We start from the raw sequence: 19,708 nt of genomic DNA, 5'->3' as shown, positions 1-19,708 counted from the left end.
CCCGCCGCCTACGGCTTCGGGCCGACGCGATCCCTGGGATCGGGGTCGGGGCGGGCCCCGGCGAGAAGGCGGCGCGCCTTGTGCGCGGCCCGCCAGCCGGCGTACCGGTGGACGGGCGGCGCCGAGTCGACCGGGTGGTACCGGACACGGGTGAGGACCACGCGGACCGCCAGGAGGGGACCGCCCGCCTCCCCGTCGAGCCGATCGATCGGCACGGCGGGCGGTTCCGCGCCGGACAGGACGATGGAGCGGGGCCGGGGCAGGCCCGTGAGATTCAGGCGCACGCCGCGCTCGATGGCGGGCGCGCACTCCTCGTGCACCTGCCGGTCGTAGGCGTCGAACCCGTGGTCGAGGCCGCCGGCGAACTCGTACCCGAGCCGCCCCTCGGGAAGGGGCTCGAAATCCAGGCTGAACCAGGCGAAGTCGGGGGCGCAGTTGCCGACGCTGCCGTACCGCACCTCGACGCCGCGGACCGCGCGTCCCGGGAACGTCTCTCTCACGCGGGCAAGGGTACGGGCATCGCGGCCGCTCACGGCAGGGGTCGGCCGCGGCCCCCAGAAGCCGCATCGGGTAACGTGGCCGCAGGTGTGCCGGGAAGTCTGGTCGGCGAGGTCCCTCATCCGTCGACTTCGAAGGAGCCCGGTGATCCGTCCCAACCGCCGAACCCCGTCCGGAAACCGTTCCGCCGGCCGCGCCAGGGCCCTGTTCAGCCGCGGCTCGTGGCCCGAGGCACGGCGGATCGGTCACATCCTGCGGCAGGAGACGGTCGGCGGCGTCCTGCTGGTGGCCGCCGCCGCGGCCGCGATCCTCTGGGCCAACTCGCCCTGGTCGGACGTGTACGAGTCCGTGCGCGACCACACCGCCGGGCCCGCGGCCCTGCACCTGGACCTGTCCCTGGAGTCCTGGGCCGCCGACGGGCTGCTGGCGATCTTCTTCTTCGTGGCGGGGCTCGAACTCAAGCGCGAGTTCGTCGCCGGCGACCTGCGCGACGTGCGGCGGGCGCTGGTGCCGGTGCTCGCGGCGGTCGGCGGCGTGGTCGTCCCGGCGCTGATCTACCTGGCGCTGACGCTCGGCGAACCGGGCGCGGCGCGCGGCTGGGCGATCCCGACCGCCACCGACATCGCCTTCGCCCTGGCGGTGCTGGCGGTGATCGGGCGGTTCCTGCCCACCGCCCTGCGCACCTTCCTGCTGACGCTGGCGGTGGTGGACGACCTCATCGCCATCGTGATCATCGCGCTGTTCTACACCGCGCACCTGTCGGTGCTTCCGCTGCTGGGCGCCCTCGTCCCGCTCGGGCTGTTCGCGGTGCTCGTCCAGCGGCGGGTGCGCAGCTGGTGGCTGCTCCTGCCGCTGGCCGCCGCCACCTGGACGCTCGTGCACGCCTCGGGCGTGCACGCCACCGTCGCCGGCGTGCTGCTGGCCTTCACCGTCCCGGTGCTCCGCGGCCACCGGGCCGGCGGCCCCGACGCCGGCCCCGGCCTGGCCGAGCACTTCGAGCACCGCTTCCGCCCGCTGTCGGCCGGGGTCGCCGTCCCCGTCTTCGCCCTCCTGGCCGCCGGAGTCCCGCTCGGCGGCCTCGACGGGCTGGCGTCCGCCCTCGGCGACCCGGTCGCCGTGGGCGTGCTGGCCGGCCTCGTGATCGGCAAGCCGGTGGGCATCATGGCCGCGACCTGGCTGGTGTCGCGCTTCACCCACGCCGACCTGGACGAGGAGCTGGCCTGGCTGGACGTGCTGGGCCTGGGCCTGCTGGCCGGGATCGGCTTCACCGTCTCGCTCCTGATCGGCGAGCTGTCGTTCGGCGGCGGATCCGCGACCGACGACCACGTCAAGATCGCCGTGCTGGGCGCCTCGCTGACCGCCACCGCCCTGGCCACCGTGGTCCTGCGCCTGCGCAACCGCGCCTACCGGCGCATCCACAAGGTCGAGACGCTCGACCTGGACCACGACGGCGTCCCCGACGTCTACCAGGAGCGGTGAGGCGCCCGGCTCAGCCGGCGGGCGCGCGGCCCTCCCTGCGCAGGGCCAGGGCTCCCAGGGCCGCGTAGCCGCCGGTGATCGCCACCAGGCCCGCGGCCGACGCGCGCGGCACGTCCCCGCGGACCAGGTGGACGGCCCCGGCCGCGGTGTCGCACACGTCCACCGCCAGGCACAGCCTCCGCCAGCGCCGCCGCGCCGCCTCGTCGCCGAGGAGGTAACCCAGTCCCAGCGCGACGGCCCTGCTGCCGAAGACCCGGATCAGGTACCTCAGCTCGGGGGTGTCCCTGCTCCCCATGCCCGCCAGCCGCACGTTGAGGCCGGGCGCCGCCAGCGCCAGCACTCCCCAGACGACGCGGCCGCCCGCCGCCGCCTCCAGTGCGCCTTCGATGCCTGCACCGTTCATGCCTGAGCGTTCCATGCCGCCCACCCTCCCGCCCCGTCTCGGACGGGATCGATTACCCCGGAGGTAGGGTCACCGGCCGCGCGCTCACCCGCCCAGCGACGCGCGGTCGTGCGGCTCCTCCCAGTCGGCCCGGTGCGGCTCGACCTCGATCCGGGTCACGGCCTCGTCCAGGAACGGCGGGCCGAGGTGGGAGAACGCGTCCAGGTCGGTGGTGCCGCGGAAGGCCGGACGCCGGTAGAGGTCGCGGGCGTAGCCCCACAGGTTCGGGAAGTCGGTCAGGCGGCGCTCGCTGATCTTGGCGAACGGGTTGTAGGTCAGGTCGAAGCGGACCAGCGTCACCCACAGCCGGACGTCGGACTCGGTGATGGAGTCGCCGTGCAGGAACCGGCGGCCCGACAGCCGCTCGTCCAGCCGCTCCAGGGCGGAGACCACCCGTCCGCGCAGCTCCTCGTAAGACTCGTTCGAGGCCGCGCCGGCGACCCGGTAGGTGCCGTCGTTGACGTTGGCGTAGATGTAGTCGTCGAGCTCGTCGATCTCCGCGCGCAGCTCGGCGGGGTAGAGCCGCACCTCCGGGTCGCCCCACTCCTCGAACCCGGTGCCCAGGTCGATGGTGATATCGGGGAAGTTGTTGCTCACGATCCGTCCGGTCTTCCGGTCCCACAGCACCGGGACGGACACGTGGCCGTCGAAGCCTGGCTCGGTCGCCTCGTAGGCCTCCCGCAGGAACCGGAAGCCGTTGACGGGGTCGGCGCCGCGCCGTTCCCGGAACGCCCAGCCCCGCCCGTCCCGCTTGTCGTCGACGTAGGAGAGCGAGACGACGTCCTCCAGCCCCTTGAGGGCGCGGACGATGGCGGTGCGCTGCGCCCACGGGCACAGGTGCGCGACGTAGAGGTGGTAGCGGCCCGGCTCGGCCCGGTAGCCGCTCGACCCGTCGGCGGTGACGCGCCCCTGGAACGGGTAGCGCGGCCGGTACCAGCCGCCGTTCCGGACGCTGAGCGCGGTGGCTCCGTAGACGCCGTGCTCGTCCAGGTCGACGGGGTCGGCGTAGACGGGGGCGCCGGTCGGCGTGGTCATCAGATCGCCTCCAGAGGGTTCGCGGGACCACGGGAGCCGCACCTCGACCTATCCGACCAAAGCTATCGGTTTAGCAGGGATTCGGCCGTTCGGCGGCGCGGTCAGGATCGCACGGCACCGGGTGGTAACAGCAATGTTCCCTCTTCCCGGCCTGCCGGGCGGCGCGTACATTCACCAGTGCGCCGGGGACGATCGTCCGCGCGGCCGACCGGCGTTCTCTGGGACTCGACGGGGAAGGAAGCGCGATGCCGGCGGAGTCTCGACTGCCCGACGACGTGGACCCGGGCACGTGTGCGGCGTTCCGCGACGTCCTCGACCGGGTCGGGAGCAAGTGGGCGATCGCGATCATCGCGGCGGCGAGCGACGGCCCCATCCGGTTCGCCGAGCTCCACCGCGCGATCCCCGGCATCAGCCGCCGCATGCTCACCCTCACGCTGCGCGCCCTCGAACGCGACGGGCTCCTCGTCCGCACCGTGCACCCGACGGTGCCCCCGCAGGTCGAGTACGCGGTCACGCCGCTGGCCGAGGAGCTGTTCGCCTCCACCCGCGCGCTGTCGGATTGGGCGGCGAACAACCACGAGAAGGTCGCGGCCGCCCGCGCCGCCTACGACGGCGGCGAGGCCGCCGACCGGTAGCCGGGACCGGCGAACCGCACGGCCACCGGCCCCCGCGGGCTCACCACCTGTAGTCGAGGAACTTCCCGTCGAAGGTGACCACGACGCGGTCGCCGTCGGGATCCGGACGGCGCGAGACGTCGACGCGGAAGTTGATCGCGCTCATGATCCCGTCGCCGAACTCCTCGTGGATGAGCTCCTTGAGGGCCGGCCCGTACACCGACAGGGCCTCGGCGAAGCGGTAGATCGTGGGGTCGCTCATCAGGGCCGGGTCGGCGCCGCGCGCGGGCTGGAGCCGCAGGCTCTCGGCGACCGCCTCCTCGAGCCCGAGGAACTCGCAGACGCGGCGGGCCTGCTCCTCCGTCATCGGGTGCTGGCCGAGCAGCGCCGCGGTGGTCCACACGACCGGCGCGCCGATCTCCCCGGCGATCTCGGCCCAGGTCACGCCGCGTCGTATCCGGGCGGCGACCACCAGCGCGGCCGCGTCGGACTTGCTCATGATCGGGTTCATGGGGGCACCGTAGGCCAATAACACCCCGTGCGCGCCGGTGTGAGCCCGAGGTGACGAGATGATCTTCACCTCGTCACACGCCGGAAATAAACGGAGCCGAAACTCGACCGGACACGAGCCGGAACTTGGGCACGCCACCACCTTCCCGCCGGTGCCCGCCGGCCTGCCCCCACGAGAGAGCGACGCATGTCCTACCTGAACCCAGCGGAGTTCGTCACCAAGATGATCGACGCGGGCGAGGCCAAGGCCTTCATGTCCACCCGCGACACCATCATCCGCGCGTACATGGCCGGTGCCATCCTCTCGCTGGCCGCGGCGTTCGCGGTCACGATCACGGTGCAGACGGGCGAGCCCCTGCTCGGGGCCGTGCTCTTCCCGGTCGGCTTCTGCATGCTGTACCTGCTGGGTTTCGACCTGCTCACCGGCGTCTTCACCCTGGTGCCGCTGGCGCTGATCGACAAGAGGCGAGGCGTCACCGTCCGCGCGGTGCTGCGCAACTGGTGGCTGGTCTTCGTCGGGAACTTCGCCGGCGCGCTCACGGTCGCGGTCATGATGGCCTGCATCTTCACCTTCTCGTTCAGCATGGACCCGAACGAGGTCGGTCGGCAGATCGGCACGATCGGCGAGTCGCGGACGGTCGGTTACGCCGACCACGGCGCCGCCGGGATGCTGACCCTGTTCATCCGCGGCGTCCTGTGCAACTGGATGGTCTCCACGGGCGTGGTCGGGGCGATGATGGCGACGTCCGTCCCGGGCAAGGTGATCGCCATGTGGATGCCGATCCTGGTCTTCTTCTACCTGGGCTTCGAGCACTCGATCGTCAACATGTACCTGTTCCCGTCCGGCCTGATGCTCGGCGGCGACTTCTCGATCGCGGACTACCTGCTGTGGAACGAGATCCCGACGGTCATCGGCAACCTGGTGGGCGGCCTGACCTTCGTGGGCCTCACCCTGTACGCCACGCACGCCCGTACCGGCGCGGCCCGCAACGCACCCGCACTCCCCGAGAAGGTCAAAGTCCCGGCCGAATGACCGGTCTCACCCTCGCCTGAACTGACCTGGACGGCCGCGACCGCGGCGACGAACATGGGGGCGTCCGGGCCCGTGAGATGCTGCACTCGTGATGAGGACCGGGTCCGCCGAACCAGCCCCGCGCCGCCGGCGCGGCCGTCCCGGCTACGACCAGTCGGCGATCCTGCGCGCCGCGGTGGAGCTCTTCAACCGCAAGGGGTACGACGCCACCAGCATGGGCGACCTCGCCAAGGAGCTGGGGCTCACGAAGCCGGCCATCTACCACCACGTCACGAGCAAGGAGCAGCTGCTCGGCCAGGCCCTGGACGACGCTCTCGACGAGCTCACCGCGGTCGTGACGGAGGCCTCCCGCGAGAGGGCGGGGGCGACCGCCCACGGGCGCCTGCGCGAGGTGGTGCGGCGCAGCGTCGAGGTGCTCGTCGCGCACCAGCCGTCCGTCACGCTCCTGCTCAGGGTGCGGGGCAACAGCGACGTCGAGCTGGCCGCCCTGGAGCGGCGCCGCTGGCTCGACGACCGCCTGGCCGGGCTCGTCGCGGACGCCGTCGCGGAGGGCGCCCTGCGCGACGACGTGCCGCCGGCGCTGGTCAGCCGCCTGCTGTTCGGCATGGTGAACTCGCTGGTCGAGTGGTATCGCCCTGACGGGGCCCACGACCCGGCGACGGTCGCCGACGCGATCACCGCCATCGCCTTCGACGGCCTGGCCCGGCACGAGACCTGAGCCCGGCGCGTCGGCGGACGGGCGGGGACGGTTCAGGCGTCGTAGTCGACGGTCACCTTCTCGCCGACCGGGAACGTCTGGCAGGTGAGGACGAACCCGGCGTCCACCTCGGAGGGTTCGAGGGCGTGGTTGCGGCGCATGTCGACCGCGCCCTCGCGGACGACGGCGCGGCAGGTGCCGCACACGCCGCCCTTGCAGGCGAACGGCAGGTCGGAACGGGTCGCCTGGGCGCCGTCCAGGAGCGTCGCCTCCCGGGAGACGGCCGAGGTCGCGCGCAGGCCGTCGAGCACCGTCGTCAGCTCGCTCGTCGCGCCCGTCGGGACGGCCCCCTCGGTCCGCCGCGGCCGCGGCGGGGGCGCGTCCACGTAGAACAGTTCGACGTGCACGCGGTCGGCGGGGACGCCGAGGCCGGAGAGCACCGCGCGGGCGTCCTCGACCATCCACAGCGGCCCGCAGAGCCACACGTGGTCGAACACCTCGACCGGCACCAGGCCGGTGAGCAGGCGGCGCAGCCGGTCGCCGTCCAGCCGCCCGGAGAACAGCTCGACGTCGCGCGGCTCGCGCGAGAGCACGTGGACCGTCTGGAGCCGGGGGCCGTACCGGTTCTTCAGGTCGCCGAGCTCCTCGGTGAACATCACGGTGCGGCTCGTCCGGTTGCCGTACAGGAGCGACACCTGGGCCCGGGGGTGGGTGAGCACCGTCGAGGCGACCGACAGCATCGGGGTGATGCCCGATCCGGCCGCGACGCACAGGTGCCGCTCGCCCGGCCCGGGGTCGGCCCGCCAGGAACCGGTGGGCGTCCCCACCTCGATCCGTGTTCCTGGCACGACCTCGCGGACCAGCCAGGTGGAGAAGAGCCCGCCCGGGATCTCGCGGACGCCGATCCGCGGCGCGGCCCCGGCCGGTGCGCAGATCGAGTAGGAGCGGCGATGCTCCCGCCCGTCCACGACGCGGCGCAGGGTGAGCGACTGGCCCGCCCGGAAGTCGTAGGCGTCGCGCAGCCCGTTTGGAACGGCGAAGGTGATCGCCGCGGCGTCCTCGCACAGGCGGTCCACCGCGGCCACGGTCAGCGGGTGGAAGGCGGTCCGCCGGGGCGGCGCGGGCGCGGACGTGGGCATGTCAGATCTCCTTGACGTGCTCGAACGGCTCGAGGCACTCCGTGCAGGTGTAGAGGGCCCTGCAGGCGGTGGCGCCGAACTCGGAGACCGGCCGGGTGGCGGCCGCGCCGCAGCGGGGGCAGGACGGGGCGGGCCGCACCGGTCCGAGCGTGAGCCGCACCGGTCCGCCGGCGGGGCGCGGGGCGGGTCCGGGCGGCGATATCCCGGCCTCGCGGAGGGCGGCCCTGCCGCGTTCGGAGATCCAGTCGCTGGACCAGGGCGGGTCGAGCACGACGCGCACCTCGACGCGGGGGAACCCGGCCCGGTTGAGCCGGTGGACGAGGTCATCGCGCATGGTCGCCATCGCCGGGCAGCCGGTGTAGGTCGGCGTGATCGAGACGACGACGGCCGCGGCGTCCGCGTCCAGGTCGACGCCGCGCAGCACGCCGAGGTCGGCGAGGGTCAGCATCGGCATCTCCGGGTCGCGCACCTGCCCGGCGGCCTCGGCGGCGCGTTCGCGGGCGTTCACCAGCGCCCGCCCGGATGTGCGCGCGCGACCTCCTGCATCTCTGCGAGCAGCCGGCCGAGGGCCTCGGTGTGCAGGCCGTCCCGGCCCCTCCGCCCGCCGTCGCCGGGTGGCGGCTCGCGGTCCGGGCGGTCGACGCCGCTCACGGCGAGGACCTGGTCGAGGACGGCGTCCGCCTCTTCGTGGAGGGAGCCGGGATCGACCGCGACGCCGGCGCGGGCGAGGGAGAGTTCGAGGGGGTGGGCGCTGACCAGTTCGGTCCGGAGCGGCCACAGCGCGTCGAGGGCCGTGAGGAGCCGGCGGCGCGATTCCTCGGTGCCCTGCGCCAGGGTGAGGAACCAGCGGCCCGCCCAGTCACGGTGGTAGGCGACCTCCTTGACCCCCTTGGCGGCCACCGCGGCCAGCACCGTGTCCCTGCTGGTGCGGAGCCGTTCCAGGAGGGCGAGGCGTGCCACCGAGAACAGGAGCAGGCGGACGACGACGTGCGCGAAGTCGCCGTTCGGCACTTCGGCGAGGCGCACGTTGCGGAACTGCCCGGCGTCGCGGAAGAAGGCCAGCGCGTCCTCGGCGGGCACCGGCGAACCCTCGGGGAGGACGGGCACGACGCCGGGGTCCGCGGCGGCCGCCCGTGCCAGGAGCAGGCGCGCCTGCCCGAGGAGGTCCAGTGCCATGTTCGCCAGCGCGATGTCCTCTTCGAGGTCGGGCGCGCGGCCGCACCACTCCGACAGGCGCTGCGACATGATCAGCGCGTCGTCGCCGAGCATGAGGCAGTACGCGGCGAGTCCGGCGTGATCGACTCCGTCGGGCACCCGCGTGTCGACGCCGGACAGGGGGTCCTCGAAATCGGTGCCGAACGCCCACTGGGAGGAGTCTCCGCCGATCAGGCCGTCGAAGACGGTGCCGTGGTCGTCGCTCATGGTGGTCCGCCCCTCACATGTGCGGGACGTTCTCGGGGATGTCGTAGAACGTCGGGTGCCGGTAGACCTTGTCGCCGTTCGGCGCGAACAGGGGGTCCTTCTCGTCCGGGCTGGAGGCGGTGATGGCGTCGGCCCGCACGACCCAGATGCTCACGCCCTCGTTGCGCCGGGTGTAGACGTCGCGCGCGTGCCGCAGGGCCATCACCTCGTCCGGGGCGTGCAGCGATCCGACGTGCACGTGGTTGAGCCCGCGCTTGCCGCGGACGAACACCTCGTAGAGCGGCCACTCCCGCCGGTCCGTGCTCATCGGGCGCCCTCCCCCACGGACGTCCGGTCCGCGAACGCCGTCGCGGCCTCGCGCACCCACGCCCCGTCCTCGTGCGCGGCCCGGCGGTGGGCCAGCCGCTGCGCGTTGCACGGCCCGTCGCCGCGGATAACGGCGGCGAACTCCTCCCAGTCGGGCTCGCCGAAGTCGTAGTGGCCGCGTTCCTCGTTCCAGCGCAGGTCCGGGTCGGGCAGCGTCACCCCGAGCGCCTCGGCCTGGGGGACGGTCATGTCGACGAACCTCCGCCGCAGCTCGTCGTTGGAGTTGCGCTTGATGCCCCAGGCCATCGACCGCTCGCTGTTGGGCGACTTCGCGTCCGGGGGGCCGAACATCATCAGGACCGGCCACCAGAACCGGTCGACCGACTCCTGCACCATGGCGCGCTGGGCGGCGGTCCCGCGCATCATCGTCATGAGCAGCTCGTAGCCCTGCCGCTGGTGGAAGGACTCCTCCTTGCAGATGCGGATCATGGCGCGGCCGTAGGGCCCGTAGGAGGTGCGGCACAGCGGCACCTGGTTGCAGATCGCGGCGCCGTCGACGAGCCAGCCGATCGTGCCGACGTCGGCGTAGGACGGCGCCGGGTAGTTGAAGATCGAGGAGTACTTCTGCCGCCCGGCCAGCAGCAGGTCGGTCAGTTCGGCGCGGGAGACGCCCAGGGTCTCGCACGCCGAGTACAGGTAGAGGCCGTGCCCGGCCTCGTCCTGCACCTTGGCCAGCAGGATCGCCTTGCGGCGCAGGGACGGGGCGCGGCCGATCCAGGCGCCCTCGGGCTGCATGCCGATGATCTCCGAGTGCGCGTGCTGGGCGATCTGGCGCACGAGCGTCCCGCGGTAGTCGTCCGGCATCCAGTCCCGGGGCTCGATGCGGTCGCGGCGCGCGATGGTCGCGTCGAACGCCGCCCGCGGCGGCCCCTCCGGGTCCGGCTCGGCGGTCGTGGTCGTCATCGTTCCTCCCGAGGCGTCGGCCCATTTACTTATCGCTCGGTCAGTAATAAGGTCGCACGGGTCGGCCCGGCCGCGCAACATCGGTGACACCATTGAGGCCACGCATGGCGTGCTCACGACTCCGGAGGCTGAAATGCACCGCATCACCGTCCAGTACTTCGCCCCCGCCGATCCCGCGGCCTTCGACGAGCGCTACGAGCGCGTGCACGTGCCGCTGGTCCGCGCCCTGCCCGGGCTGAAGTCGTTCACCCTGTCGCATCCACGCCCGCTCGGCACCGACGCGCCCCACCTGGTCGCCGAACTGTGGTTCGAGGACGGCGACGCCCTCAAAGCCGCGCTGACCAGCCCTGAGATGGCGGCGGCGGCCAAGGACGCGGCCACCTACAAGGTCGCCTCCTCGGTCATGTACACCGGCGAGGTCCGCGAGGCCCTGGACTGACCCGCGAGGCCGGCTTACGGGGCGGCCTTGCGGGCCTTCCGCTCGGCCAGCAGACCGGCCAGGGTCACGGCGGCGGTGTAGGCCGGACGCGGCTCCCGGTCGCTCCGCGGCCCCGCCGTGTCTCCGGCGGGGACGGCGGTCAGGTCCCAGGCGAACACGGCGATTCCACGGGGCGGCCCGCCGATGACCGGCCCGACCAGGTACGCCACCGGCGACCGGCCGATCCGCGCGTCGGGCAACCACACCGCTTCGGTCACCACGGCCGTCTCCCTGTCGGCCAGTTCCACCAGATCGCCCACGGTGGGGCCGTCGATGGCGCCGGTCAGCACCGCGTCCAAGGTCTGCCGCGCACCGTCCACGGCGGGGTCCAATGCGGGGTCCGGCGGCGAGTGCGGAGCCATCCGCGCCTGCCAGACCGTGGACCCCAGGGTCAGGTAGCGGCGGGCGCCGTAGTCCAGCGGCGCCATGACCCGGTGCGTCGCCGCGGCCTCCGCCCGCGAGGCCGTCACCGCCTCGACGACGGCCGCCACGGCATCGGCGCCGGGCATCAGCCGGGAGTCGTGGCGCAACACCGCGGAATAGGTGGCGCGCAGGACCATGACACGGTCGGCGCCACCGCCGAACAGGCGCACTTCTCGCCCCGGACGGCCGACCACGCGCTCCTGGAAGAGATCGGTCAGGTATTGGCCGCGACGTTTCGGGTCGAAGGCATCCTGGAGCCGCGCCTCACTCTCACGCTCTCCCACCCGGTTCTCCCTTTCCAGTGCCCGGCGTGTTGCCGCACTCCACGGCCTGTCGCGTCCCGCGGGCCTCAGCCGGACGGCGTGCTGCCCACCTCGGCGCAGTACTTGACGACGCTGGCGTAGTAACCGGCCCACGCCGATTCACTGGTCGAGCTCGTACGAACCACCTGCCCGAAATTGCCGAGGGCGACGCTGACGTTGTCATCGGGCACGTTCTGAGCCATGGCGCGGAGTTGCGTGGCCAACTGCGACGCGGCCACCGACGCCGCGGCGTCGGACCGCGAGCGGTCCCGCTCGAACGCCGCAATGGCCGCGAAGGCCTCGTCGCAGGCCGTCCGGGAAGCGGTCCTGTCACGATACTGGTCGCCGAAGTAGACGGCCCCGGCGACGACCACCGCGGCCTGATCATGGAGGTGACGCCGGGCGGCAGCCACCGCGCCGCGTGGTCCGCGGGCGCGGCCAGCCGGTCCAGGATCTCCCCCACCTCCGGCCGTGCGGCGGGGTCCTTGGCCAGGCAGCCGGCCACCAGGCCGGCGAGCCCGGCGGGCACCTCCGACAGGTCGGGCTCGTCGTGGACGACGCGGTAGAGGACGGCCTCCACCGGGCCGCCGCCGAACGGGCTGTGACCGGTGGCGGCGAAGGCCAGCACCGCGCCGAGGGAGAACACGTCGCTGGGCGGGCCGACCGGGCGGCCGCGCACCTGCTCGGGGGACATGAACGCCGGGGTGCCGATCACCCCCCGGGTCAAGGTGTGGGACGTGCCGTCCAGCGCGCGGACGATCCCGAAGCACGCGGGGCCCGTCCTCGGCCAGGATCACGTTGCCCGGCTTGAGGTCGCGGTGCACCAGGCCGCACGCGTGGATCGCGGCCAGGCCCTCCGCCAGGCCCGCGCCCAGGGCGGCGACCGCCTCGGGCGGGAGCACGCCGTACGCCTCCACGGCGTCCTGCAGGGGCGGGCCGGGAATGTAGGCGGTGGCCAGCCAGGGCGGATCGGCGCCGGCATCGGCGTCGACGACCTGCGCGGTGTAGAACCCGCCGACCCGCCCCGCCGCCTCCACCTCCAGGGCGAACCGGCGCCGGAACCCCGCGTCGTCGGCGAACTCGGGGCGCACCAGTTTCACCGCGACCGGACGACCGCCCCGGGAACGGCCCAGGTACACCTGCCCCATCCCGCCCCCGCCCAGCCTCCGTTCCAGCCGGTACGGCCCCACCTGCCGCGGATCGGCCGGTCGCAGCGGTTCCATGTGGAGACACCTCTCAAAAGGACATAGGAGTCTGGTCGACCATTCGAGATCATCTCAGGCGACAGACCGTCCATAAGCGGTGTCGGGTACATCCCGTGCGTGCGGCTCTCAGTCCAGGCGGACCGCGGACGGGGTCCACTGCGGTCACGCCGTGCAGGACGTGCGCCAAGACCTGCGCCCCCGCACCACCCCGAGGCCGGGACGGTCGAAGTAGGCGGGGCCGTCGAACCCCGCCTGGGCCTGTGCCGCGCCTAGCGCGCGTCCCGCCGCGTCACCGTCCTTCCCGGGACGGCGCGGGCGCCTCGGCGGGCCGCCGACCGTCCGGCCGGGAGCGGGGACCGTCGCGGCCCTCGCCCCGTTCCAGGCCGGCCCGCACCGCGCCCGCCGAAGCCACCACGACCAGGGCGATGCCGGCGATCTGCAGGCCGCGCGGCTGCTGGCCGAGCACGGCGTACCCCACGGCCAGGCTGATCACCGGGCCGAGGCTCAGCAGGATTCCGAAGGTGTGGGCGCTGACGTGCCGCAGCGCCAGCAGGTCGAGGCTGTAGGGCAGCGCCGAGGAGAACAGCCCGACGACCACCGCGAGCGCCAGCACCCGGCCCTCGGTCAGCGGGCCGCCCGTCTGGGTGACGGCGACCGGGGCCCAGAGCACCGCGCTCAGCACCATCGCCGCGACGAGGCCGGTCCGGTCGGGGAAATCGCGTCCCAGCCGCCGTGTCAGCAGCACGTAGGCGCCGCGCAGGACCGCCGCCGCGGCGGCGAACGCCAGCCCCGCCCCCGACAGCGCGCCGGGCACGGTCAGCAGCGCCAGCCCGCCGATCGCCAGCAGCGCCCACACCGCGTCCATGCGGCTGCCCGCGGCCAGCAGCGCCACCGCCAGCGGCCCCAGCAGCTCGATCGTGGTCGCGATGCTGAGCGGAAGGTGGTCGATGGCGGCGAAGAAGCAGAAGTTCATGCCGGAGATGACCGCGGCGTAGGCGCAGATTCCGGGCAGGTGCGCGCGCCGGATCCGGCCCAGCCGGCGTGCGGGCAGCAGCGCCAGGACGCACGCGGCCAGGATCACCCGCAGCGAGACCGTGCCCCAGGTCCCGATCCGGTCGAACAGGTGGGTCGCCGCGGCGGCGCCCACCTGCAGGCTGGTGATCTGGATCGGGACCAGGGCCGGTGCCAGCGCCGTGCGCCGGTCGGCGGTCACGACGCGGAGAGCATCGCCTCGTGGACGCCGCTCCAGTAGCCGGCGGTCAGTTCGAGGAAGCCGTCGAAGCCCTGCCGCACCCGGGCGAGGTCGTCGTCACCGCGGCAGACCGCGGCGGCCGACACCACGGCCTCGGCCTTGTGCTCCTTCTCCGCCTCGCCGATGTGGACGTAGAAGTACTCGCAGGCTTCGTGGAACTCGTCCTCGCCGTACAGGTCCTTGTAGTTGCGGACACCCTCGTAGAGGCGGACGAGCATCGAGAACGCCAGATGCTCCTGCCCGAGCAACGCGCCCTGCACGACGCGCTGGTCGGCGTCGGAAAAGAGGGAGCGCTGCCCTTCGCTGAACGCGCGCGTGCTGGGGAGCGCCTCGGCGCCGCGCAGTTCGTCCAGTGAGTAGGGGGCGCCGCGCAGCCGGGTGAGGAGGTCGGTGAGGAACTGCTCCAGAAGGAGCAGATGCGCCTTGGCGGGGTCTCCGTTGCCGTACTCGGAGTACAGGTTCTTGACGCATTCGACGCGGGCCGCCAGGTCCTCGGTGTTCAGGACCGACAGCGCCACCATGACCGAGGTGTTGACGGTGCGGGCGTAGAACTCGCGCGCGAACGTCTCGACCTCCGGGTAGGGCAGGGGGGCGGCCATCCAGCGCTTGTAGAAGTCGTTGTCGAGCGCCGGATGGTGGTGGACGGAGGCGGCGAGTTTCTCCACCGCCTCGGTGTAGGGCGTGGCGAGGGTCTGCTGCGCGGACATGGTCCTCCTTGGGAGCGGTTGAGATGACACGTGTCCGAGGCGCCGCAAACAGTTTGCATTAACTCGTGATCTGACGAAAGCCCACACCAATGGAAAAGACCGTCTCTCCTTCCCCACGGGTGCGTGAACCGCGGGCCGACGGCGGGTGGCCTCAGCGGCACCGGTGGAGGATCCAGGCCAGGTAGCAGCCGCCGAAGGCGTGAGGCTTCGCGCAGCGCAGAGTCTGCGACCCATGCCAGCGGAAGGCGGCATCGGACCAGGGGCTCGTCATCCGGCCCCGTGCCACCAACTCGGCGGCGGGCCGCCGCATACAGCGGCGGACCTCGGGCATGACGGCGCCCGGCATCGCAGCAGAGGAAGGAGAAGAAGATGAGCACCATCGTCGAGTCGGTCGACGTGGACGTTCCGGTCCGCGCCGCCTACGACCAGTGGACCCAGTTCGAGACCTCCCCGAGGTTCATGGAGGGCGTCGAGCAGATCCACCGGCTCAACGACACCACCACCCGCGTCACCGCCCAGATGGAGATCGACCCCGAGGGGTTCGCCGAGAAGGCCGCCGACAGGCTCGGCGCCGTCAAGGGCCGGGTGAAGGGCGACATGCAGCGCTTCAAGACCTTCATCGAGGAGCGCAAGATCCCCACCGGCGCCTGGCGCGGCCAGGTCGACCGGCCGCACTGACCCGCGAGACCGCGCCTGAAGGCGGAACCCGCGGCGGCCCCGGCTCCTCGACCACGCGGGGCCGGGGCCGCTGCGGGGGCTTCGGGTCGGAGGTACCGGTCCCCTAGTTGGACCCGTCTCCGCGCGCAGCACGTGAGCTGTCCAGCACCCCATCGTCGCCTCCGCGCCAGCGACGCACCGCCTCGGCACGATGCGCCTCCGGCGCGGGAGGCTCGGGGTGGGCGCGGAGATCCGGAGAGTCAGAAGGGCGAGCGCCGGCGGGCCCGGCGGCCTGCCTCCCCGCTGCGGCCCACGGCCCGGGACGAGCTCCGGAACGGCTTGCTCAGCAGCCGCCCGAGAGGGCCGGGCGCGCTCCGGCCCGTCCGGGAGCCGATGCCGAGCGCGCGCTGGGTCCCCTGCTGGGGATGTCGTGAGAGCCGCGGGGCGAGGAAGGCCAGGACGAGCAGGACCGCGCACACGGCCACGATCGCGACGATGGCCATTGAGTTCTCCTTTGAGTGATACGTCGTGCTCGACCGGCTTTACCCCTCAATCTCGATGCCATGCGCCCGCGCCGGGGCGCACCGGTTACCTAGCGTTACTTGCTGTGGGTTGAGTATTCTTCGGCGTTGAATTGACCGTGGCGACGAGCGGATGGGTGAAGCGTGGTCCTGCCCGGGATGGCCGGTGGGTCGAGGTCACCGTTACAGGACGTGCCAGGGCCCGGTGTGACGCCGGTCCCGGCGGACACGGTGCGGGCGGGCGACGGCTCCGGGCCGATCGAGCTTCTGCTCGTCGAGGACGACGCCGGTGACGCCCTGCTGGTCGAGGAACTGCTGGTCGACGGCAATGTGCACAACCGGCTGACCTGGGTGCGCTCCCTCCAGGAGGCGCGCGCCGAGCTGGCGGGCGGCGGGCGCGGGCGCTGCGTGCTCCTCGACCTGCACCTGGCCGACGCGCAGGGGCTGGACGCGCTCAAGATCGTGCTGGCCGAGGCGCCGGAGGCCGCGGTGATCGTCCTCACCGGGCTGGCCGAGGCTGAGGCGGGCCTGGCCGCGGTGTCGGCGGGCGCGCAGGACTACTTCGTCAAGGGCCAGTTGGAACCGGAGTGGCTCGGCCGGGCGATCCGCTATGCCGTCCAGCGCAAGCAGGCCGAACTCTCAGCCGCCGCGCTCCAGGCCGGCCGGCTGCGCGCCGAGGAGAACGCGCGGCTCGAACGCGGGCTGCTGCCGAACCCGCTGCTGACCACCGACCAGGTCACGGTGGTCCCCCGCTACCGTCCCGGACGCGCCACCTCACTGCTCGGCGGCGACTTCTACGACGTGGTCGAGACCCCCGACGGCGCCGTGCACGCGGTCATCGGGGACGTGGCCGGCCACGGGCCCGGCGAGGCGGCCCTCGGCGTCTGCCTCCGGGTGGCGTGGCGGTCGTTCATCCTGACCGGCGCCCGCGGCGCCCGCCTCATAGAACTCTTGGAGGAACTGCTGCTCGCCGAGCGCGACGACGATGAGAGCTTCGTCACTCTCACGACCCTCACCCTCACCCCCGACCATCGGACGGCGATCGTCCTGCGGGCAGGCCATCCGGCGATGATGCTCCGCGAGTCCGACGGTCCGGTACGGCTCGTCGAGCCCGAGGGCGGCATGGCGCTCGGCCTCATCCCTGGCCTCGGCGAGTGGCCGGAGGAAGAGGTGCCGCTGGCGCCGGGGACCGAGCTGGTGCTGTTCACCGACGGGCTGTTCGAGGGCGAGGTCGGTCCGGGCGGCAAACGGCTCGACCTGGACGGGCTGCTGGAACTGGCGGGGCGGTCGCGGCACCTGGACGCCGCGGGCTTCGTCGACTCACTGATCGCGGACGCCGAGGAGGCCTCGGCCGAATACGGCGGGCTCGGTGACGACGTCGCCGTGCTGAGCCTGGGCTGGAAGAACCGGTGACAGGGAACGAGAACGGGAACACCCCGGACGCGACGGACGCGGGCGAGGCGGCTGAGCGCCCGGCCCGCCGGAGGCGGGGCGGCGGCCTCACGGTGCAGCAGTGGCTGGTGCTGGTCCTCGCCGCGGTGGGGCTCCTGGTGGCCGTCTCGGGCGTCGTCGGCTACACCCTGCTGAACCGTACGAGCGAAGCCGCCGACCGCCTGCTCGGCGGGCTCTCCCCCGCCCGCACCGAGGCGTACCGGCTGCAGGCCGCGCTCCTCGACCAGGAGACCGGGGTGCGCGGCTACGTGCTCACCGGCGACCCCTCCTTCCTGGAGCCCTACCGGCGCGGGCAGCGCGCGGAGCGGCAGGCGGCCGGCAGGCTCGTCGCCCTGGTGCGCGAAGTCCCCGAGGCCGGCGCGGACGTGCGGCGGATCAACGGGCTGGCGGCCGCCTGGCGCACCTCCTACACCGAGCCCGTCGTCGACCGGGTCGCCGAGCGCGGCCCCGGCTCGGTGGACGCCGCCACGGTCCGCGGCGGCAAGGCCGGCTTCGACCGGCTGCGCGACGCGCTGGACGACCAGAACCGCCGGCTCGACCGGCTGGTCGCCGAAGGCCGCGCCGACCTCCGGGACAACCGGGCCACCCGTGACGCGGCCCTGGCGACCATGGTCGCGGCGATCCTGGTCGCCGGGCTGTTCCTGGCGATCGTGCTGCACGTCGCCGTGGGGCGGCCGCTGTCGCGGCTCGGCCGCTCCTCCCGGCGCGTCGCCGACGGCGACTTCGACCACGTCATCGAGCCGCGGGGGCCCGCGGACCTGCGCGCCGTGGCCTCCGACGTCGAAGCGATGCGGCATCGCATCGTGCACGAGCTGGGGCTGTCCACCCGGCGGGCACGCCAGCTGGAGGAGCGGACCGCCGATCTGGACGCCCAGACCGAGGAGCTGCGCCGCTCGAACGCCGAGCTGGAGCAGTTCGCCTACGTCGCCAGCCACGACCTGCAGGAGCCGCTGCGCAAGGTCGCGTCGTTCTGCCAGCTGCTCCAGCGCCGGTACCAGGACAAGCTCGACGAGCGCGGCAACCAGTACATCGAGTTCGCCGTCGACGGCGCCAAGCGGATGCAGGTGCTCATCAACGACCTGCTCTCCTTCTCGCGCGTCGGGCGCCTCTACGACGAACGCCGCCCCATGAACCTGGGCGAGCCCCTGGACAAGGCCCTGTCCAACCTCCAGGAGTCGATCGAGGAGTCCGGGGCCGTCATCGAGCGCCCCGAGAGCCTGCCCGAGGTCGAGGGCGACATGACCATGCTGACCATGCTGTGGCAGAACCTGGTCGGCAACGCGGTGAAGTTCCGCTCCCCCGACCGCGCGCCGATCGTCCGTATAGGGTGCGAGGAGACCGGCGAGGGGTGGGAGCTGTCGGTGGCCGACAACGGCATCGGCATCGCGCCCGAGTTCGCCGAGAAGATCTTCGTGATCTTCCAGCGGCTGCACGGCCGCGAGGCGTACGGCGGCACGGGCATCGGCCTGGCCCTGTGCAAGAAGATCGTCGAGACGCACGGCGGGCGGATCGGGCTGGACACCGAGCACTCCGGGGGGGCCCGCATCGGCTTCTTCCTGCCCCGTCCCGGCGGCTCCACCGCATCCGGCGGCGAGTCCGCCACCACCGACGTCTCCGAGGGAGCCGCATCATGACCACGCCCGTACGTCCCATCGAGGTCCTCCTGGTCGAGGACGACCCCGGTGACGAGCTGATGACGCGCGAGGCGTTCGAGGACAACAAGGTCGGCAACGTGCTGCACGTCGTCCGCGACGGCCTGGAGGCGCTCGACTTCCTCTACCGCCGGGGGGAGTACGCGGACGCGCCGCGTCCCGACCTCATCCTCCTGGACCTCAACCTGCCCCGCTACGACGGCCGCCAGGTCCTCGAGCAGATCAAGAACGACGGCGAGCTCGCGTCCATCCCGGTCGTCGTGCTCACCACCTCCTCCGCGGAGGAGGACATCCTGCGCAGCTACCGGCTGCACGCCAACGCCTACGTGACCAAGCCGGTCGACTTCGAGCAGTTCATCGCGGCCATCCGCCAGATCGACGACTTCTTCGTCACGGTGGTCCGCCTGCCGCCGCGCGGCTGACCCCGCCTGTCGTCGCCGGTCCCGGCCGCCGCGCCGCCGCGGCGAAATTCTTTCCGGGGACGTGTCCATTCGGCGCCGTCCCGTTCGTAGTGATGGCGTACGGCGGCCACGCCGTGCCGGAGACGACGCAGAACAAGGGAGTCAGACCGTGAAGTACATGCTGCTGATCATGGCCGATGCCGCGGACGAGAACGGCGGCGCCGCCGGCTGCACCGTCGAGGACTGGACGGCCTACGACAAGGAGGTCCGGGAGGCGGGGATCATGGTCTCCGGGGAGTCGCTGGCCGACCTGGTCACCGCCACGGCGGTCCGGGTGGACGAGGACGGCCGGCGGATCGTGACCGACGGGCCGTTCGCCGAGACCCGGGAGCTGCTCGGCGGCTTCTACGTGATCGACGTCCCGGATCTCGACGCCGCGCTCGACTGGGCCGCCCGCTGCCCCGGCGCGCGGGACGGGTCGATCGTGGTCAGGCCGGTCGCCGACTTCGGCGCCTGAGCA

General features: G+C 72.8%; 24 protein-coding genes and 3 pseudogenes. 10 read left to right on the top strand and 17 right to left on the bottom strand.

The genetic code is table 11. The features are described from left to right. Nucleotides 1–8 precede the first annotated feature (8 nt). Entirely contained in the window at nt 9–500 is a 492-nt protein-coding gene (locus tag ACZ466_RS48640; RefSeq protein WP_378283232.1) for a hypothetical protein, read from the bottom strand. Between the two features lie 247 nt (nt 501–747). Here ACZ466_RS48640 and nhaA point away from each other — a divergent pair, with 247 nt between their 5' ends. Then, nucleotides 748–1,977, top strand: coding sequence for a Na+/H+ antiporter NhaA (nhaA, locus tag ACZ466_RS48635; RefSeq protein ID WP_464044058.1), 1,230 nt, complete (start codon nt 748–750; stop codon nt 1,975–1,977). A 10-nt stretch (nt 1,978–1,987) separates the two neighbouring features. Here the strand turns inward: nhaA and ACZ466_RS48630 are convergent, their stop codons facing one another. Then, nucleotides 1,988–2,380 (bottom strand): hypothetical protein, encoded by a 393-nt coding sequence (locus ACZ466_RS48630; protein WP_378283233.1) that lies wholly within the window; start codon nt 2,378–2,380, stop codon nt 1,988–1,990. Nucleotides 2,381–2,464: 84 nt separating this feature from the next. Then, complete coding sequence (locus ACZ466_RS48625; RefSeq protein ID WP_378283234.1) at nt 2,465–3,454, bottom strand: glutathione S-transferase C-terminal domain-containing protein; 990 nt, start codon at nt 3,452–3,454, stop codon at nt 2,465–2,467. 245 nt (nt 3,455–3,699) lie between these two features. Here ACZ466_RS48625 and ACZ466_RS48620 point away from each other — a divergent pair, with 245 nt between their 5' ends. After that, on the top strand, nt 3,700–4,089 hold the full coding sequence (locus ACZ466_RS48620; RefSeq protein ID WP_378283235.1) for a winged helix-turn-helix transcriptional regulator: 390 nt from the start codon (nt 3,700–3,702) through the stop codon (nt 4,087–4,089). A gap of 40 nt (nt 4,090–4,129) precedes the next feature. Here the strand turns inward: ACZ466_RS48620 and cynS are convergent, their stop codons facing one another. Continuing rightward, on the bottom strand, nt 4,130–4,579 hold the full coding sequence (gene cynS, locus ACZ466_RS48615; RefSeq protein ID WP_378283236.1) for a cyanase: 450 nt from the start codon (nt 4,577–4,579) through the stop codon (nt 4,130–4,132). A gap of 186 nt (nt 4,580–4,765) precedes the next feature. On the opposite strand from cynS, the gene ACZ466_RS48610 reads away from it, so the two are divergent. Beyond that, the gene (locus ACZ466_RS48610; protein WP_378283237.1) at nt 4,766–5,611 is read left to right on the top strand and encodes a formate/nitrite transporter family protein; all 846 of its coding nucleotides are present in this window, start codon (nt 4,766–4,768) and stop codon (nt 5,609–5,611) included. 91 nt (nt 5,612–5,702) lie between these two features. Beyond that, nucleotides 5,703–6,329 carry a TetR/AcrR family transcriptional regulator gene (locus ACZ466_RS48605; protein WP_378283238.1) on the top strand — a complete coding sequence of 209 codons (627 nt, stop codon included), beginning with the start codon at nt 5,703–5,705 and terminating at the stop codon, nt 6,327–6,329. 32 nt (nt 6,330–6,361) lie between these two features. Here ACZ466_RS48605 and paaE read toward each other — a convergent pair whose 3' ends face one another. From paaE to paaA, 5 genes are read right to left on the bottom strand one after another with little or no spacing between them, the layout of a single operon-like run. Next, nucleotides 6,362–7,447 carry a 1,2-phenylacetyl-CoA epoxidase subunit PaaE gene (paaE, locus tag ACZ466_RS48600; protein ID WP_378283239.1) on the bottom strand — a complete coding sequence of 362 codons (1,086 nt, stop codon included), beginning with the start codon at nt 7,445–7,447 and terminating at the stop codon, nt 6,362–6,364. A gap of 1 nt (nt 7,448) precedes the next feature. Then, nucleotides 7,449–7,955, bottom strand: coding sequence for a 1,2-phenylacetyl-CoA epoxidase subunit PaaD (paaD, locus tag ACZ466_RS48595; RefSeq protein WP_378283240.1), 507 nt, complete (start codon nt 7,953–7,955; stop codon nt 7,449–7,451). Next, entirely contained in the window at nt 7,952–8,869 is a 918-nt protein-coding gene (gene paaC, locus ACZ466_RS48590) for a 1,2-phenylacetyl-CoA epoxidase subunit PaaC (RefSeq protein ID WP_378283241.1), read from the bottom strand. Before paaC ends, paaD begins: the two co-directional genes overlap by 4 nt. A 13-nt stretch (nt 8,870–8,882) precedes the next feature. Beyond that, nucleotides 8,883–9,176: a 1,2-phenylacetyl-CoA epoxidase subunit PaaB gene (gene paaB, locus ACZ466_RS48585; protein WP_378283242.1), complete on the bottom strand. Its 294-nt coding sequence runs from the start codon at nt 9,174–9,176 to the stop codon at nt 8,883–8,885. Beyond that, on the bottom strand, nt 9,173–10,138 hold the full coding sequence (gene paaA, locus ACZ466_RS48580; protein ID WP_378283243.1) for a 1,2-phenylacetyl-CoA epoxidase subunit PaaA: 966 nt from the start codon (nt 10,136–10,138) through the stop codon (nt 9,173–9,175). The genes paaB and paaA overlap by 4 nt, the downstream gene beginning before the upstream one ends. A gap of 133 nt (nt 10,139–10,271) precedes the next feature. On the opposite strand from paaA, the gene ACZ466_RS48575 reads away from it, so the two are divergent. Next, on the top strand, nt 10,272–10,577 hold the full coding sequence (locus ACZ466_RS48575) for an EthD family reductase (protein ID WP_378283244.1): 306 nt from the start codon (nt 10,272–10,274) through the stop codon (nt 10,575–10,577). A 14-nt stretch (nt 10,578–10,591) separates the two neighbouring features. Here ACZ466_RS48575 and ACZ466_RS48570 read toward each other — a convergent pair whose 3' ends face one another. The 7 genes and pseudogenes from ACZ466_RS48570 to ACZ466_RS48540 form a co-directional block, all read right to left on the bottom strand. Then, nucleotides 10,592–11,323 carry a hypothetical protein gene (locus ACZ466_RS48570; RefSeq protein ID WP_378283245.1) on the bottom strand — a complete coding sequence of 244 codons (732 nt, stop codon included), beginning with the start codon at nt 11,321–11,323 and terminating at the stop codon, nt 10,592–10,594. A gap of 65 nt (nt 11,324–11,388) precedes the next feature. Then, nucleotides 11,389–11,754, bottom strand: coding sequence for a hypothetical protein (locus ACZ466_RS48565; protein ID WP_378283274.1), 366 nt, complete (start codon nt 11,752–11,754; stop codon nt 11,389–11,391). 86 nt (nt 11,755–11,840) lie between these two features. After that, nucleotides 11,841–12,056, bottom strand: a pseudogene (locus ACZ466_RS48560) (protein kinase domain-containing protein); the annotation flags it as partial. Between the two features lie 121 nt (nt 12,057–12,177). Then, nucleotides 12,178–12,489: pseudogene (locus ACZ466_RS48555) on the bottom strand (protein kinase family protein); the annotation flags it as partial. 346 nt (nt 12,490–12,835) lie between these two features. Then, nucleotides 12,836–13,759, bottom strand: a complete 924-nt coding sequence (locus ACZ466_RS48550) for an EamA family transporter (RefSeq protein ID WP_378283246.1) — start codon at nt 13,757–13,759, stop codon at nt 12,836–12,838. Further along, the gene (locus ACZ466_RS48545; RefSeq protein WP_378283247.1) at nt 13,756–14,505 is read right to left on the bottom strand and encodes an iron-containing redox enzyme family protein; all 750 of its coding nucleotides are present in this window, start codon (nt 14,503–14,505) and stop codon (nt 13,756–13,758) included. The genes ACZ466_RS48550 and ACZ466_RS48545 overlap by 4 nt, the downstream gene beginning before the upstream one ends. A gap of 209 nt (nt 14,506–14,714) precedes the next feature. Beyond that, nucleotides 14,715–14,885, bottom strand: a pseudogene (locus ACZ466_RS48540) (hypothetical protein); the annotation flags it as partial. Here ACZ466_RS48540 and ACZ466_RS48535 point away from each other — a divergent pair. Continuing rightward, nucleotides 14,875–15,183 (top strand): SRPBCC family protein, encoded by a 309-nt coding sequence (locus ACZ466_RS48535; RefSeq protein WP_378283248.1) that lies wholly within the window; start codon nt 14,875–14,877, stop codon nt 15,181–15,183. The pseudogene ACZ466_RS48540 and the gene ACZ466_RS48535 overlap by 11 nt on opposite strands. Nucleotides 15,184–15,422: 239 nt before the next feature. On the opposite strand, the gene ACZ466_RS48530 is transcribed toward ACZ466_RS48535, so the two are convergent. Then, on the bottom strand, nt 15,423–15,665 hold the full coding sequence (locus ACZ466_RS48530) for a DUF6411 family protein (RefSeq protein WP_378283249.1): 243 nt from the start codon (nt 15,663–15,665) through the stop codon (nt 15,423–15,425). Between the two features lie 210 nt (nt 15,666–15,875). Here ACZ466_RS48530 and ACZ466_RS48525 point away from each other — a divergent pair, with 210 nt between their 5' ends. From ACZ466_RS48525 to ACZ466_RS48510, 4 genes are all read left to right on the top strand, one after another. Next, nucleotides 15,876–17,096, top strand: a complete 1,221-nt coding sequence (locus ACZ466_RS48525; RefSeq protein WP_378283250.1) for a PP2C family protein-serine/threonine phosphatase — start codon at nt 15,876–15,878, stop codon at nt 17,094–17,096. Continuing rightward, nucleotides 17,093–18,769: a sensor histidine kinase gene (locus tag ACZ466_RS48520; RefSeq protein ID WP_378283251.1), complete on the top strand. Its 1,677-nt coding sequence runs from the start codon at nt 17,093–17,095 to the stop codon at nt 18,767–18,769. Before ACZ466_RS48525 ends, ACZ466_RS48520 begins: the two co-directional genes overlap by 4 nt. After that, nucleotides 18,766–19,209, top strand: a complete 444-nt coding sequence (locus ACZ466_RS48515) for a response regulator (protein ID WP_378283252.1) — start codon at nt 18,766–18,768, stop codon at nt 19,207–19,209. The genes ACZ466_RS48520 and ACZ466_RS48515 overlap by 4 nt, the downstream gene beginning before the upstream one ends. A 157-nt stretch (nt 19,210–19,366) precedes the next feature. Next, nucleotides 19,367–19,705 carry a YciI family protein gene (locus ACZ466_RS48510; protein ID WP_378283272.1) on the top strand — a complete coding sequence of 113 codons (339 nt, stop codon included), beginning with the start codon at nt 19,367–19,369 and terminating at the stop codon, nt 19,703–19,705. Nucleotides 19,706–19,708 lie beyond the last annotated feature (3 nt).

This window comes from Actinomadura rugatobispora (assembly GCF_055379765.1).
The sequence above is the reverse complement of the archived record's forward strand: the minus strand, read 5'-3'. Positions and strand labels throughout refer to the sequence as shown.